Genomic DNA, 15802 nt, shown 5'->3' on the forward strand with positions numbered 1-15802 from the left:
AAGCGTTCTCCTCGCGGCCGGAGATGCACCCGGCCGCGCTGTTGTTGTTATGCACAGCGTTTCCTGATTCGCCGGGGCGGCCAGGACGGCCGCCCCGTACCTGCCGTCAATGGCGGGCGGCATCCAGCACGGCGCGGGAGATGATGATCTTCTGCACCTCGGAGGTTCCCTCGAAGATCCGCAGGATCCGCGCATCGCGCACGAAGCGCTCCAGCGGCAGGTCGCGGATGTAGCCGTAGCCGCCGTGCAGCTGCAGCGCGGCGTCGGTGATGAAGCCGCAGGCTTCGGCGGCGAACAGCTTGGCGGTCGCCGATTCGAGGCTGAAGCGCTCGCCGCTGTCACGTCGCGCGGCCGCCTGCATGGTCAGCAGGCGCGCTGCCTGGAACTGCGCGTGCATGTCGGCGATGCGCCACTGGGTGCCCTGGTAGGCCGACAGCGGCTTGGGGCCGATCTGCCGCTCGTCCACCCACTTCAGCGCATATTCCATGGCCGCGCGGGCAATCCCCAGGGACATGGCGGCGACTTCCACCCGACCGCGGTCCAGCACTTCCATTGCCGTGCGGAAGCCCTGGTTTTCCTGGCCCAGCAAGGCTTCGGCGGGAAGCCAGCAGTCCAGCGCCAGCTCGTAGATGGTGCTGCCGCGCAGCCCCATGGTCTTTTCCGGGGTGGCGAAGGTGACGCCCGTGGTGCCCTTCGGAATCATGAAGGCGCTGATACCACGGGCGCCGGCGTCCGGGTCGGTCTTGGCATAGAGCACGATGAAGTCGGCTTCGCGGGCGTTGGTGATGTAATGCTTGCTGCCACGGATGCGCCAGCCGCCCTCCTCGCGCACGGCGCGGGTGCGCATGTCCGCCGGGTTGGAGCCCGCCGCCGGTTCGGTGAGGCCGAAGGCCCCGAGCAGTTCGCCGGAAGCACAGCGCGGCAACCATTCCTGGCGCTGCGCCTCGCTGCCGCCGATGAGGATCGAGTCGGTGGCGAGGAAGTGCGCGGTCAGCGCCGAGGCCGTGGAGGCGCAGGCAGCTGAAACCGCCTCGACCACCCGGCTCATGGCCAGGCTGCCGATACCGAAGCCGCCGTAGGTTTCCGGCAGGTTGATACCCATGAAGCCCAGTTCGCCGAGGGCCTGCAGACTTTCCGCGCAGAAGCTTTCCGCTTCGTCGTAACGTTGCGCGTTGGCGGCCAGTACGTCGCGGCAGACCCGCTCGGCGGAGTCGACGATGGCCAGTTCGGTGGCGTCGATGTCGAAGTTCATTGCACAGCTCCTGCTTTTTTCGTGAGGCCGAACGCGGCGTTGGCTTCGCCCAATTGGGGGGCGCGCGTTGCGGCATGGGGCTTGCGCCCGTTGAAGTAGACGGGTTGTGGCACCAGCGGCGGCTGGTCGTCGGCCGGCTGCACCAGCAGTTGGCGCACCTGCGCCTGCTCGCTGCCGGTGGCCTCGGCGAGGTTCCACACCGGGGAGGCCGGTACGCCGGCATCCAGCAGCAGGTCGCAGGCCTGCTCGACACTGCGTTGAGTGGTCCAGGCTTCGATCTCGGCACGCAGCGCCTGCTCGTTGCGGGTACGCGAAGGGTCGTCGGCGAAGCGCGGATCGTCCGCCAGTTCGGCGCGGCCGATGCTTTCGCAGAAGCGCCGGAACAGCTTGTCGCTGGCCACCGCGATCACCACCAGGCCGTCGGCGGCGCGGTAGGTGTCGAAGGGCGTCGATACCGGGTGGCGGTTACCCACCAGGCCCGGAGCCTTGCCGTGGGCGAACAGATTGGACAGGCCGGTCATCTGCAGGCTGACCAGCACATCGAACATCGCCACGTCGATGTACTGCGCGCTGCTGCCCTGATGCTCGCGGGCGAACAGCGCGCTGCTGATTGCCCAGGCCGCATAGACGCCGGCACACAGGTCGCCGAGCGCCTCGCCGCTGCGGGTCGGGCCGGTCTCGGGGAAGCCGCTGACGCTCATCAGCCCGGACATCGCCTGGGCGACGATGTCGTAGGCCGGGCGGCGCGACAGCGGGCCGTTCTGGCCGAAGCCGGAAATGCTCGCGTAGATCAGCTTCGGGTTGTGCCGACGCAGGCTGTCGAAGTCGATGCCCAGGCGCTGGGTGACGCCGGGGCGGAAGTTCTCCACCACCACATCCGCGTCGGCCACCAGTTGGTAGAAACGCTGCAGGTCTTCCGGTGCCTTGAAGTCCAGCTCGACGCTGCGCTTGCCGCGGTTGATCAGGCCGAAATAGACGCTCTCGCCATCCTTGAACGGGCCGAGGTGACGGCTGTCGTCACCGTGCCCGGGCACTTCGAACTTGATCACTTCGGCGCCAAGGTCGGCCAACATGGCGGTGCAGTGCGGCCCGGCGAGCACGCGGCTCAGGTCCAGCACGCGCACGCCGTTGAGCGGCTGCGGCGTGGGCAGTTCAGTCACATTGCTCATGCTCTATTCCTCAGCCAGTGATCATCGGCAGGTTCAGGCCCTGCTCCTTGGCGCAATCGATGGCGATCTGGTAGCCGGCGTCGGCATGGCGCATCACGCCGGTACCCGGGTCGTTGGTCAGTACGTTGGCGATGCGCGCGGCGGCCTCGTCGGTGCCGTCGCAGACGATCACCATGCCCGAGTGCTGGGAGAAGCCCATGCCCACGCCGCCGCCGTGGTGCAGCGAAACCCAGGTGGCGCCGCTGGCGGTGTTCAGCAGGGCGTTGAGCAGCGGCCAGTCGGACACGGCGTCGGAGCCGTCGCGCATGGCTTCGGTCTCGCGGTTCGGGCTGGAGACCGAGCCGGAGTCCAGGTGGTCGCGGCCGATCACGATCGGGGCTTTCAGCTCGCCGCGACGCACCATTTCGTTGAACGCCAGGCCGAGCTTGGCGCGCTGGCCCAGGCCGACCCAGCAGATGCGCGCCGGCAGGCCCTGGAAGCTGATGCGCTCCTTGGCCATGTCCAGCCAGTTGTGCAGGTGGGCGTCGTCCGGGATCAGCTCCTTGACCTTGGCGTCGGTCTTGTAGATGTCCTCGGCATCGCCGGACAGCGCGGCCCAGCGGAACGGGCCGATGCCACGGCAGAACAGCGGGCGGATGTAGGCCGGAACGAAGCCGGGGAAGTCGAAGGCATTCTCGACGCCCTCTTCCTTGGCCATCTGGCGGATGTTGTTGCCGTAGTCGAAGGTCGGGATGCCCTGCTTCTGGAACTCCAGCATGGCGTTGACGTGCACGGCCATGGACTGCTTGGCGGCCTTCACCACGGCGGCCGGTTCGGTCTGCGCGCGGTCGCGGTACTGCTCCCAGGTCCAGCCGGCCGGCAGGTAGCCGTTGAGCGGGTCGTGGGCGGAAGTCTGGTCGGTGACCATGTCCGGGCGCACGCCGCGCTTGAGCAGTTCCGGGAGGATTTCCGCGGCGTTGCCCAGCAGGGCGATGGAGATGGCCTTGCCTTCGGCGGTGTATTGGGCGATGCGCGCCAGGGCGTCGTCGAGGTCCTTGGCCTGCTCGTCGACGTAACGGCTGGCGAGGCGGAAGTCGATGCGGCTCTGCTGGCATTCGATGTTCAGCGAGCAGGCGCCGGCCAGGGTGGCGGCCAGCGGCTGGGCGCCGCCCATGCCGCCCAGGCCGGCGGTGAGCACCCAGCGGCCCTTGAGGTTGCCGTCATAGTGCTGGCGGCCGGCCTCGACGAAGGTTTCGTAGGTACCCTGGACGATGCCCTGGCTGCCGATGTAGATCCAGGAGCCGGCGGTCATCTGGCCGTACATGGCCAGGCCCTTGGCGTCCAGTTCGTTGAAGTGCTCCCAGTTGGCCCAGTGCGGCACCAGGTTGGAGTTGGCGATCAGCACGCGCGGGGCATTGGCGTGGGTCTTGAACACGCCGACCGGCTTGCCGGACTGCACCAGCAGGGTCTCGTCCTCATTCAGCTCCTTCAGGGTCTCGACGATCTTGTCGTAGCACTCCCAGTTGCGCGCGGCGCGACCGATGCCGCCGTACACCACCAGCTCCTTCGGGTTCTCCGCGACTTCCGGGTCGAGGTTGTTCATCAGCATGCGCAGCGGCGCTTCGGTCAGCCAGCTCTTGGCATTCAGTTGGGTGCCGCGCGGGGCACGGATTTCGGTATCGCGGTAACGGCCGGTGGAACTCATCGGGTCTTCCTCGCTTGCGGGTGGTGTCGCCAGTGGATCGCCAGGAGCCATCCCGGCGTGGCGGAAAAAGGGTGCGCAGAAGAGGCCCCGATGCCCTGGTCGGCAACTTGCTCCTCTACTGTCACCTGATATGCATATAGCCTTATATCAACCTGTATATACAACATAATGCAAAGCAAGGGCCAGAAGAGACGGGCAGCCGCCCTGGGGTTCCCAATACTTGAGAAAAGATCTTTTATTTCAAATAGATGAAGTCATCGCAAAACTTCCGGAAGGAAGCTGCACGACGTGCAGGTGGCGAACTTTGAGGCGGGAAGGAGAGGAGAAAAAGTAACAGCGCGGTGCGCGAAGGTAACAAAACGGTGCATCCGGAGCGGCGATTCCGCCCCGGAAAGACCGCGGAACGGTTACTGCCCGAAGCGGCCTTCGAGGCGATAGCGCGATCCCGGATAGACCAGCCGTGCCGCACCCACCTGCCCCTTCGCCGACCAGGTACGCCGGCGAATCAGCAGGCAGGCGTCGCCACGCTTGATCCGCAGCAGCTTGCAGTCCGCCGCCTCGGCATTGATCGCCTCCACCACGTGCTCACCCTCGGTGAGCGGCGCCAGCTGGATCAGGTAGGCGTAGGGCGTGATGCGGGTGAAGTCCTGCTGCAGATACTCGGGCGCGACTTCGGCGTTGACGAAGCGCTCCTCCAGTTGCACCGGCACTTCGTTCTCGTAGTGCACCACCACCGAGTGGAAGATACGGCTGACGTTCTCCAGTTCGAACGGCATGGCCAGGTCCGCCCCTTCGGGGAGCGGCTCGAGCAGCACTACCTCGCAACGGTGCTCATGACCGCGAGCGGCGATCTCCTCGGCAATGTTGTGGATCTCGAAGAGCGCGGCATGCCCCTTCTGCTCGGCGACGAAGGTGCCGACACCCTGCAGACGCACCAGCACTCCCTCGATGGTCAGCTCGCGCAGTGCACGGTTGATGGTCATCCGGCTCACCCCCAGCAGGGTGAACAGTTCGCTCTCCGACGGCAGCTTGGAGTTGGGCTTCCAGACACCGTTGCGGATCTGCTGCAGGATGATCTCCTTGACCCGCGCGTACAGCGGCGCCGGGGTTTCCAGCGCGAACGCGGCCAGGGAGGAATGATCTTGGGACACGGCAGCTCCTGCTCACAGGTGGGGACGACGGTCAGTTTAACCTTCCACCATGGCGCCGCCTATGCGGCGCCACCACAGATCAGCGCGGCGCGATATGCGCCACCATCAGCTGCACGCTTTCATTGCCGCGGAACTCGTTGACGTCGAGCTTGTAGGCCACTTCCGCCCAACGCACGGTGGGGTTGGGCCAGATTTCACGGTCGATGTTGAAGGCGATGGCGTCCAGTTGCAGCGAACCGCATTCGGTCTTGAGCACCAGCTTGAGGTGACGCTCGCCGACCACGCGCTGCTGGACAATCTGGAACACGCCGTGGAACAGCGGTTCGGGGAAGTGCTGCCCCCAGGGACCGGCCTGGCGGATCGCCCGCGCCAGCTCCAGGTGGAACTCCTCTGCGCCGAGTTGGCCGTCGGAGAGCAGGCGACCGGTGAGGTCCTCCTCATCCAGCTGGCGGCGCACCTCGGCATCGAAAGCGGCGGCGAAGGCGCCGAAGTTTTCCTGCGGCAGCGACAGGCCGGCAGCCATGGCGTGGCCGCCGAACTTGCTGATCAGCCCCGGATGACGCGCGGCCACCGCGTCCAGCGCATCGCGGATGTGGAAACCCGGTACCGAGCGCGCCGAACCCTTGAGGCTACCGTCGCCGGCATCGGCGAAAGCAATGGTCGGACGGTGGTAGCGCTCCTTCAGGCGCGAGGCGAGGATGCCGATCACGCCCTGGTGCCACTCCGGGTCGAACAGGCACAGGCCGAAGGGCATCTCCTCCATCGGCAGCTCCTTGAGCTGGGCCAGCGCCTCGCGCTGCATGCCCTGCTCGATGGCCTTGCGGTCCTGGTTGAGCGCGTCGAGCTGCACCGCCATCTCGCGGGCGAGGCCCTCGTCCTCGCAGAGCAGCATTTCAATACCCAGGGACATGTCGTCCAGGCGGCCGGCGGCGTTCAAGCGCGGGCCGAGGATGAAGCCCAGGTCCGTGGAGGTGATCCGCCGGCAATCGCGCCCGGCCACTTCCAGCAGCGCGCGCAGCCCCGGACGGGCCCGGCCGGCGCGAATGCGCGCCAGGCCCTGGTGCACCAGGATGCGATTGTTGGCGTCCAGCGGCACCACGTCAGCGACGCTGCCCAGGGATACCAGGTCGAGCAATTCGGCGAGGTTCGGTTCGGCGATGCCGCGCGCGGCGAACCAGCCGCGCTCACGCAGGCGCGCGCGCAGGGCGAGCATCACATAGAAGATCACCCCAACGCCGGCCATGGCCTTGCTGGGGAAGTCGCAGCCGGGCTGGTTCGGGTTGACGATGGCATCGGCGGCGGGCAGCTCCGGCCCCGGCAGGTGGTGGTCGGTGACCAGCACACGCAGGCCGGCGGCCTTGGCAGCGGCGACGCCGTCGATGCTGGAGATGCCGTTGTCCACGGTCACCAGCAGGTCCGGGCGCTTTTCCAGCGCCACGGCGACGATTTCCGGGGTCAGGCCGTAGCCGTACTCGAAGCGGTTCGGCACCAGGTAATCGACCCAGGCCGCGCCGAGCATGCGCAACGCCAGCACGCCAACGCTGCTGGCGGTGGCGCCGTCGGCGTCGAAGTCACCGACATAGAGAATCCGCTGGCCCTTCTCCAGCGCATCGACCAGCAGCTCCACCGCCGCATCGACGCCCTTGAGCTGCTGATACGGGATCAACCGCGCCAGCCCCTTGTCCAGCTCGGCGGCGCTCTGTACACCACGGGCGGCATAGAGGCGGGTCAGCAGTGGCGGCAGGTCGCCGAGGTCGGGCAATTGCTCCGGGAGCGGACGGGATTCAATGCGCATGGAGGTTCCGGTGATTTCGTCTCAGGCGCCGATCCCGGCGCCCTGGTTACAGCGGGTAACTCTGGCGATCAACGCTCGCCCATCAGCCACTCTACTTGCAGCTCGTGCTGGCCACGCTCGTCGGTGACGAAGATGGTTCCTTCGCTGATCATTACGGTCCAGTTGATCGAGCGCGGCAGGTCGCGGGAGATTTCCTCCAGCGGTTCCTGGGGCATGGCGACGACGTTGAGGTTCTTCAGGTGGCGCACCGTGTCGAGCACCTTGGTGGTCCACACGCGCAGGTTGCCGTAGGCGACCAGGGTCAGCTTCTCGCAGCGGCGCGAGCACCAGGTCAGGCGCTCGGCGTCAGGCTGGCCTACTTCGATCCAGTGCAGGACGCGATCATCCAGGCTCTTTTCCCACAGCGAAGGTTCTTCCACGTCCGACAGACCGCGGCCGAAGGCCAGCTGCTCGTTGTACCAGATGACGTAGGCCAGCAGACGCACCGCCAGGCGCTCCTCGGTTTCCGAGGGGTGGCGGGCGACGGTGAAGCGCAGAGTCTCGTAGACCCCACGGTCGAGGTCGGTCAGGCTGATATCGGCTTTGTAGGGCGTGGCGGACAGGGCCATGGGGATTCCCGGCGAATTTTGGAAGGCGGCAAGTCTACCGCGAAAGCACCGGGTTGGTGGCTCACTCGCGCGTACGGCGGTCGGTTCCCGGCTCCGGAGCGGCCAGCTCGATGCGGTTGCGCCCCTTGGCCTTGGCGGCGTAGAGCGCCTGGTCGGCCAGCGCCAGCAGGCGCGTCAGATCGTGCCCGGCCTCGCGGGTGGTGGCGATGCCGATGCTCACGCTGAGCTGCCCTTCGGCCATGAACGGCAGTTCGGCGAATTCGCGGCGCACCCGCTCGGCCACCTGGCAGGCGCCTTCGGTATCGGCGGACACCAGCAGGCAGGCGAACTCCTCCCCGCCGATGCGTGCGAACAGGTCCTGCTTGCGCATGCGTGAGGCAGTGATGCGGCTGAACTCCACCAGCACCCGGTCGCCGGCGGGATGGCCGAAGGAGTCATTGAGGCGCTTGAAGTTGTCCAGGTCGCAGAGCAGCAGCGAAGCCTGCTCGCCGCGCTCGGCGCACAGGCGCAAGGCGCGCTCGCCGGAATCCATGAAAGCCCGGCGATTGCCGGCGCCGGTCAGTGGATCGCTCAGCGCGGCGCTGCGGAAGCCCAGCTCGGCGCGCTCCTTGACCATCGCCAGGGTCGCGAAGGCGATGCCGATGGCGTAGAGCATGGTTTCGAAGACCAGCAAGGTGAAGAAGGTGCTGCCCTGGCCATTGTTGCTGGCGCTCTCGAAGGGCATGCCACGGTCGACCGCCAGGCGCACCATGTAGAAGCCGCCGTGGAACAGCATCAGCGCCAGGGGCGGACGCAGCTCCACCTCCAGCTTGCGGCGGCTGCGCAGCAGCTCGCTGACGGACGCCAGGCAATAGGCGATGGTGATCGAGGTACTGACGAACACTCGAGCCGACAGGGACTCGTAGAACGCAGGCCAGAGGCACAGCAACGCCCACAGGGCCGCGCCAGCGCCGATCAACGGCCAGTGCGGGCGGCGCCCGGCGAACACCCGCATGGACGTCCAGTTCATCGCCGCGCAAAGGTGCAGGATGACGTTGCCCAGCAGGATCGGCACCAGATCGATGCCCATTCCCCGCAAGGTCCCCAGGAAGGTGCCCAGCGCCCCCAGCAGGAGCATCGCGCTCATGTAGCCGAGCGTCGGCTCGCGGCGGCCGCTGTGCCAGGCGAACGCCATCAGCACCCCGACCAGGGTGAGCACGTAGAGATCGACCACGACCAGCGTTGGCAGGCTCAGGACCATGCCACCCCCTCGCCTTCCGCCTGCACGCATCCCGCAGGGAGCGCCGGAGGGCCGGGGAAGTGGAATGACGGAAGCGCGCGCATCGGGGGTTACCCTGCCCAGAGTCGGACGAGCTGACAGAAGTGTCCTCGGATAAGGTTACTCTACGCGTGCCCATCGTCGGCGCAAAGCTCCGATGGTAGACGGTCGGCCCGGCGGCCTGTTCGAACGTCCGCGCGGGCGGTAAAGTCCGCCGACCACTCGCCGAACGGACCGACCGATGAACACCACCACCAAACCCCTCGCCGGCCTCAAAGTGATCGAACTGGGCACGCTGATCGCCGGTCCCTTCGCCTCGCGCCTGTGCGCGGAATTCGGCGCCGAGGTGATCAAGGTCGAATCACCCGACGGCGGCGACCCGCTGCGCAAGTGGCGCAAGCTCTACGAAGGCACCTCGCTGTGGTGGTTCGTGCAGGCCCGCAACAAACGCTCGCTGACCCTGAACCTCAAACACGAGTCCGGGCGCGAGGTGCTGAAGAAACTGCTGGCTGAGGCCGACATCCTGATCGAGAACTTCCGTCCCGGCGTGCTGGAAAAGCTCGGCCTGGGCTGGGACGTGATCCGCGCGCTGAATCCGAAACTGGTGATGGTGCGCCTGTCCGGTTTCGGTCAGAGCGGCCCCTACAAGGACCAGCCGGGCTTCGGCGCGGTGGGCGAGTCCATGGGCGGGCTGCGCTACATCACCGGCTTCGAAGACCGCCCGCCGGTACGCACCGGCATCTCCATCGGCGACTCCATCGCCGCGTTGTGGGGCGTGATCGGCGCGCTCATGGCGCTGCGTCACCGCGAGGTCAACGGCGGCCAGGGCCAGGTAGTGGACGTGGCGCTGTATGAAGCGGTATTCGCCATGATGGAATCGATGGTGCCGGAGTTCGACGTGTTCGGCTTCATCCGCGAGCGCAGCGGCAACATCATGCCCGGCATCACGCCTTCCTCCGTGCACACCACGGCCGACGGCAAGCACGTGCAGATCGCCGCCAACGGCGACGCGATCTTCCGCCGCTTCATGCTCGCCATCGGCCGCACCGACCTGGCGGACGATCCGCAGTTGGCCGACAACGCCGGACGCGACCAGCGGCGTGACGAGCTGTACGGGGTGATCGACCGCTGGGCCCGCTCCGAGCCCCTGGACACCGTGCTGAAGGTCCTGGGCGAAGCCGAAGTGCCGGCCAGCCGCATCTACTCCGCCGAGGACATGTTCGCCGACCCGCAATTCCTCGCCCGCGAGATGTTCCTCTCGGCGAAGCTGCCGGACGGCAAGCCCTTCCGCATGCCAGGCATCGTGCCCAAGCTCTCCGACACCCCCGGCTCAGCCGACTGGATCGGTCCAGGGCTGGGCGAGCATACCGATGAGGTGCTCGGTGGACTGGGTTATGACGCGGCGGCTATCGCTGCGCTGCGTCAGCAGGGGGCGGTGTAGGGCGTACGCCGTTACGGCCATTCTCCCGGGGAATACGGCTTTTGTAGGAGCGGACTCTGTCCGCTCCTACAAAAGCACGTCCCCGTAGCTACAGACCAGTAACGCAAACGCCGCCCCAGGGGGCGGCGTTTTAACTTGCGCAAACCAGGCCCAATCACATCCCGTAGCTAAGCACCTGAGCACGCTGACGCAGGGCAGCAATGACATCGTCCTCCATCCGCCCCTCCTGGATCAGCAGGTCGCGGCGAACCGACTGGATCGCTTCCTCGCGCTGGTTCTCATCGGCCAGTTGCTGGCCATCGATCACCCGGCGCAATACAACCTCGCCTTCGTCGTTGGTCAGGGTCAGGATGCGGCCGCCATCGGGGCGCGCCAAGCCCAGGGACGGAGTATAGGGAGCGAAGGTCTCGGTCAGCAGTACGCTCAGCCGGTCCATGTCATATCTCCTTGTTGCGAAATGAAAAACCTGAAGAGAAGACATCACCGCCGGCGATTAAGTTCGTCCTGCTTATTACCGCTGGTCCATAAGACCCAGGTAGTCGCCCATGAAAAAGCCCGCCATGAGGCGGGCTTTTTCATCGATCCGTGAGGGATCAGAGCGGCTTGCCACGGTTGCCGTGGGCGCTGACGAAGGTCTGAACCTTGGCCAGTTCGTTCGGCAGCACGGTGCAACGCTCTTCGCGCTGGAACAGGTCGGCCAGGTGCGCCGGCAGTGCCGGAACGGCCTCGATGCCGGCCTTCTCCACCGCTTCCGGGAACTTGACCGGATGCGCGGTGCCCAGGGTGACCATGGGCACGGCCAGGCTGCGGCGGCATTCGCGGGCCGCGCGCACGCCGATGGCGGTGTGCGGGTCCAGCAGTTCGCCACATTCGGCGTAGACCTGGGCGATGGTTTCGCAGGTCTCTTCGTCGCTCACCGCCAGGGAGTCGAACAGGCGGCGGGCTTCGGTCCAGCGGTCATCTTCGACGGCCAGCTTGCCGGTGGCCTTGAAGTTGTCCATCAGCTCGGCGACGGCCTTGCCGTTGCGGCCATGCAGGTCGAACAGCAGGCGCTCGAAGTTGGACGAGACCATGATGTCCATGGACGGCGACAGCGACGCGTGCAGGGTGTCCTTGTCGTAGCGGTTGCCGGACATGAAGCGGTGCAGGATGTCGTTGCGATTGGTCGCGACGATCAGCTGGCTGACCGGCAGGCCCATGTTGCGCGCCAGGTAGCCGGCGAAGATGTCGCCGAAGTTGCCGGTGGGCACCGAGAAGGCCACGGAACGGGCCGGGGCGCCGAGCTGGATGGCGGCGTGGAAGTAGTAAACGATCTGGGCCATGATCCGCGCCCAGTTGATCGAGTTCACCGCCACCAGACGGGTGCCCTTCAGGAAGCCCTGGTCGGCGAAGCTGGCCTTGACCATCTCCTGGCAGTCGTCGAAGTTGCCTTCGATGGCGATGTTGTGGATGTTTTCGCCAAGGATGGTGGTCATCTGACGGCGCTGCACCTCGGACACACGGTTGTGCGGGTGCATGATGAAGATGTCGACGTTCTCGCAGGCCTTGCAGCCTTCGATGGCGGCCGAGCCGGTGTCGCCGGAGGTGGCGCCCATGATCACCACGCGCTCGCCGCGCTTGGTCAGCACATGGTCGAGCAGGCGGCCGAGCAGTTGCAGGGCGAAGTCCTTGAAGGCCAGGGTCGGGCCGTGGAACAGCTCCAGCACCCACTCGTTGCCGTTCAGCTGGCGCAGCGGCGCCACGGCGTTGTGGGCGAAGACACCGTAGGTCTCTTCGAGGATCTTCTTGAAGTCGGCGTCGGAGATGCTGCCGGCAACGAACGGGCGCATCACGCGGAAGGCCAGCTCGTGGTACGGCAGGCCGGCCCAGGAGGCGATCTCTTCGACGGTGAAGCGCGGCAGGTTTTCCGGCACGTAGAGGCCGCCGTCGCTGGCCAGGCCAGCCAGCAGCACGTCTTCGAAGTTCAGCGCGGGCGCCTGGCCGCGGGTACTGATGTAACGCATGGTGTGAAACCTTCGGGTGGGCGGCGGCGCGCAGGCGCCGCCGCGATCGATTCAGTTCAGTTGTTCGACGCGGATGCGTACGACATTGCCGACCACGTCATCCAGCGCTTCCAGCGCGGCGATGGCTTCGATGATGCGGGACTCGAGCACGCGGTGGGTAACCAGGATCATCGGCACCAGACCGTCATGCTCTTCGACTTCCATCTGCATGATCGATTCGATGTTGATGCCGCGCTCGGAGAGGATGGTCGCCACCTGGGCCAGTACGCCCGGATGGTCCTTGGCCTGGATGCGCAGGTAGTAGGCGCTTTCGCAGGCGTCGATCGGCAGGATCGGGTGGTCGGAGAGCGAGTCCGGCTGGAAGGCCAGGTGCGGCACGCGGTTCTCCGGGTCGGCGGTCATGGCGCGAACCACGTCCACCAGGTCGGCGACCACCGAGGATGCGGTGGGCTCCATGCCGGCGCCGGCGCCGTAGAACAGCGTGGAACCGGCGGCATCGCCGTTGACCATGACCGCGTTCATCACGCCGTTCACATTGGCGATCAGGCGGTCGGCCGGGATCAGGGTCGGGTGCACGCGCAGCTCGATACCGCTGTCGGTACGGCGCGCAACGCCCAGGTGCTTGATGCGGTAGCCCAGTGCCTCGGCGTAGTTCACGTCGGCAGTGGTCAGCTGGGTGATGCCTTCGGTGTAGGCCTTGTCGAACTGCAGCGGGATGCCGAAAGCGATGGACGCCAGGATGGTCAGCTTGTGCGCGGCGTCGATGCCTTCCACGTCGAAGGTCGGATCGGCTTCGGCATAACCCAGCGCCTGGGCTTCCTTCAGCACGTCGGCGAAGGCGCGGCCCTTCTCACGCATCTCGGTGAGGATGAAGTTGCCGGTGCCGTTGATGATGCCGGCCAGCCAGTTGATGCGGTTGGCGGCCAGGCCCTCGCGGATCGCCTTGATCACCGGGATGCCGCCGGCCACGGCGGCTTCGAAGGCGACGATGACGCCCTTCTCGCGGGCCTTGGCGAAGATTTCGTTGCCGTGCACGGCGATCAGCGCCTTGTTGGCAGTGACCACGTGCTTGCCGTTCTCGATGGCCTTGAGCACCAGCTCGTGGGCCAGGGTGTAACCGCCGATCAGCTCGATGACGACGTCGATTTCCGGGTTGTTCGCCACGTCGAAGATGTCGGCAGTAATGGGGGTACTGCCGGTATCACACTTCGGATTGGGGCGACGGGCGGCAATCTGCGCAACCTCGATACCACGCCCGGCACGGCGGGCAATCTCCTCGGCGTTGCGTTTGAGTACATTGAAGGTACCGCCACCGACGGTCCCCAACCCACAGATTCCCACTTTCACCGGATTCACGCTGAAACTCCCCATGATTACAGCATCGGGGCGCCTGACACACCGAAGCCCGCAACGAGGCGGGCATGGGAGCAGGCACCAAATCAGAACAGGCGGACTGCCTGTTCCATAGTCAAAAGGAACCGAACATTACGAAGCGGTTCCCCATTAGTCAATGCAAGCGCAGCCCGCGACTTACTTGGCTTCCAGCGCCAGCTTGGCGATCTGGCCGGCCGGCTGGTAGCCCGGCAGCATCTGGCCGTTGGCCAGGATGATCGCCGGTGTGCCCTGCACACCGACCATCTGGCCCAACTCCAGCTGCTTGTTCACCGGGTTGTCGCACTTGGCGGCCTTCACTTCCTTCTCGTGGAACATGTCGCTCATGGCCGCCTGGCGGTCCTTGGAGCACCACACGGCCTGCAGCTGCGCATCACCCGGCGAGTTCGGGCCCTGGCGCGGGAAGGCCAGGTAGCGCACTTCGATACCGCGCTTCTGCAGTTCCGGTACTTCGGCATGCAGCTTCTGGCAGTACGGGCAGGTGGTATCGGTGAACACGGTGATGTGCGCCTTGGTCTCGCCCTTGGCCGGGAAGACCACCATGTCGGCGGTCGGGATGGCGTTGATGGTCTTGGCCACGCCCGCGCTTTCGGCGGCTTCGGTCAGGTTGGTCGGCTTGCCGTCCTTCACCTGATAGATGTTGCCCTGAACGACGAACTGGCCGTCGGCGCTGGCATAGAGCACGCGGCCGCCCTTGAGCTGCACCTGGTAGATGCCTTCGAGGGGGCTCTTGGCGATAGCCTCGATGGGCAGGTCAGGTTGCAGGGACTGCAGGGTGGTGCGGATTGCCTGGTCCGGCTCGGCGGCCAGAGCAAGGGTGCTGACGAGGCCAAGGGCCGCGGCAGCCAGAAGTCGGGACAAACGCATGGAAAACTCCTGATGTCGGTCGGCGAAGACTATCACACCCTACTGGTCAGGCCGAGCCGCAGGCTGTAGCGAGAAGCTTCGGCGTACCGGGGGTTCACGACCGCATCGCAAAGATCGAACAAGGTGTAGACGTCCCTGTCGGTACAGCCTGCCCAAGCGCAACCCGGCCCGGCCATCCATGGCCGGTCGTTTGCGGGGCAACGCATGCGTTGCTAGAGCCCCCGCTCACCCCCTGGGGTGATGCTGTGCATGCAGGTCCTGCAGGCGCGCCCGGGCGATATGGGTGTAGATCTGCGTGGTGGAAAGATCACTGTGCCCCAGCAGCATCTGTACCACACGCAGGTCGGCTCCGTGGTTGAGCAGATGGGTGGCGAAGGCATGGCGCAGGGTGTGTGGTGACAGGCTCTTGCCGATGCCGGCGACTTTCGCGTGCAGCTTGATGCGGTGCCAGAAGGTCTGGCGGGTCATCTGCTCGCCCCGCAGACTGGGGAACAGCACGTCACTGGGGCGCCCGCCCAGCAGGTCCGCCCGCGCTTCGCGCATGTAGCGCTCGATCCACAGGATGGCTTCCTCCCCCAGAGGCACCAGCCGCTCCTTGCTGCCCTTGCCCATGACGCGCACCACGCCCTGGCGCAGGTTGACCTGCTCCAGGGTCAGCCCGACCAATTCACTGACCCGCAGCCCGCAGGCGTAGAGCACCTCCAGCATGGTGCGATCGCGCAGGCCGAGCGGATCGTCGGTCTCCGGCGCCGCCAGCAGCGCTTCGACATCGGCCTCCGAGAGCGACTTGGGCAGCGGCTTGCCCAGTTGCGGCAGTTCCACCAGCAGCGTCGGGTCCTCCTCGATCAACCCTTCTCGCAGGCAGTAACGATAGAAGCCGCGCAGCCCCGAGAGGAAGCGCGCCGTGGAGCGGGCCTTATAACCCTCGCCCAGGCGCCAGGCCAGATGATCGAGGATCACCTCGCGCCCTGCCGACTCCAGCGCCACCCCGCGCTCGTCGAGCCAGCCGTTGAACAGCGCGAGGTCGCTGCCGTAGGCGCTGCGAGTGTTGTCGGAGAGACCCTTTTCCAACCAGAGGGCGTCGAGGAATCGGTCGATCAGTGAATGTGAAACCGGCATCATGTCAGGCTATATCAATAGAAAAGCGTGGAACTAGTCTTCCACAGCCGCCCCCCGCAACTC

Annotated in this window: 13 protein-coding genes; 1 reads left to right on the plus strand and 12 read right to left on the minus strand. The window is 66.1% G+C overall.

The genetic code is table 11. From position 1 onward, the window contains the following. Positions 1-106: 106 nt before the first annotated feature. The 7 genes from SD196_RS20995 to SD196_RS21025 form a co-directional block, all read right to left on the minus strand. The gene (locus SD196_RS20995) at positions 107-1252 is read right to left on the minus strand and encodes an acyl-CoA dehydrogenase family protein (RefSeq protein WP_416310619.1); all 1146 of its coding nucleotides are present in this window, start codon (positions 1250-1252) and stop codon (positions 107-109) included. Next, positions 1249-2421, minus strand: coding sequence for a CaiB/BaiF CoA transferase family protein (locus tag SD196_RS21000; protein ID WP_275608311.1), 1173 nt, complete (start codon positions 2419-2421; stop codon positions 1249-1251). The genes SD196_RS20995 and SD196_RS21000 overlap by 4 nt, the downstream gene beginning before the upstream one ends. 10 nt (positions 2422-2431) lie before the next feature. Beyond that, complete coding sequence (hutU, locus tag SD196_RS21005) at positions 2432-4105, minus strand: urocanate hydratase (protein ID WP_416310620.1); 1674 nt, start codon at positions 4103-4105, stop codon at positions 2432-2434. A gap of 407 nt (positions 4106-4512) precedes the next feature. Beyond that, positions 4513-5256 (minus strand): histidine utilization repressor, encoded by a 744-nt coding sequence (gene hutC, locus SD196_RS21010; RefSeq protein WP_275608313.1) that lies wholly within the window; start codon positions 5254-5256, stop codon positions 4513-4515. Between the two features lie 79 nt (positions 5257-5335). Further along, complete coding sequence (gene recJ / locus SD196_RS21015) at positions 5336-7051, minus strand: single-stranded-DNA-specific exonuclease RecJ (RefSeq protein WP_331319074.1); 1716 nt, start codon at positions 7049-7051, stop codon at positions 5336-5338. Between the two features lie 68 nt (positions 7052-7119). After that, positions 7120-7659 (minus strand): YaeQ family protein, encoded by a 540-nt coding sequence (locus SD196_RS21020; protein WP_152225232.1) that lies wholly within the window; start codon positions 7657-7659, stop codon positions 7120-7122. 61 nt (positions 7660-7720) lie between these two features. Further along, the gene (locus tag SD196_RS21025) at positions 7721-8899 is read right to left on the minus strand and encodes a sensor domain-containing diguanylate cyclase (RefSeq protein ID WP_275608315.1); all 1179 of its coding nucleotides are present in this window, start codon (positions 8897-8899) and stop codon (positions 7721-7723) included. Positions 8900-9158: 259 nt separating this feature from the next. On the opposite strand from SD196_RS21025, the gene SD196_RS21030 reads away from it, so the two are divergent. Beyond that, positions 9159-10358: a CaiB/BaiF CoA transferase family protein gene (locus SD196_RS21030; RefSeq protein WP_416310621.1), complete on the plus strand. Its 1200-nt coding sequence runs from the start codon at positions 9159-9161 to the stop codon at positions 10356-10358. 154 nt (positions 10359-10512) lie between these two features. Here SD196_RS21030 and SD196_RS21035 read toward each other — a convergent pair whose 3' ends face one another. The 5 genes from SD196_RS21035 to xerD form a co-directional block, all read right to left on the minus strand. After that, the gene (locus tag SD196_RS21035; protein ID WP_275608317.1) at positions 10513-10794 is read right to left on the minus strand and encodes a DUF3509 domain-containing protein; all 282 of its coding nucleotides are present in this window, start codon (positions 10792-10794) and stop codon (positions 10513-10515) included. 157 nt (positions 10795-10951) lie between these two features. Further along, a complete protein-coding gene (gene thrC, locus SD196_RS21040) occupies positions 10952-12361 on the minus strand; it encodes a threonine synthase (protein ID WP_416310622.1) in 1410 nt (469 codons plus the stop codon). Between the two features lie 51 nt (positions 12362-12412). Then, a complete protein-coding gene (locus SD196_RS21045) occupies positions 12413-13717 on the minus strand; it encodes a homoserine dehydrogenase (protein WP_207888031.1) in 1305 nt (434 codons plus the stop codon). Positions 13718-13891: 174 nt separating this feature from the next. Next, positions 13892-14620, minus strand: a complete 729-nt coding sequence (locus SD196_RS21050) for a DsbC family protein (RefSeq protein ID WP_275608319.1) — start codon at positions 14618-14620, stop codon at positions 13892-13894. A gap of 225 nt (positions 14621-14845) precedes the next feature. Continuing rightward, the gene (gene xerD, locus SD196_RS21055; RefSeq protein WP_343577726.1) at positions 14846-15742 is read right to left on the minus strand and encodes a site-specific tyrosine recombinase XerD; all 897 of its coding nucleotides are present in this window, start codon (positions 15740-15742) and stop codon (positions 14846-14848) included. Between the last annotated feature and the right edge of the window lie 60 nt (positions 15743-15802).

This window comes from Pseudomonas macauensis (assembly GCF_047902425.1).
Classification (GTDB): domain Bacteria; phylum Pseudomonadota; class Gammaproteobacteria; order Pseudomonadales; family Pseudomonadaceae; genus Pseudomonas.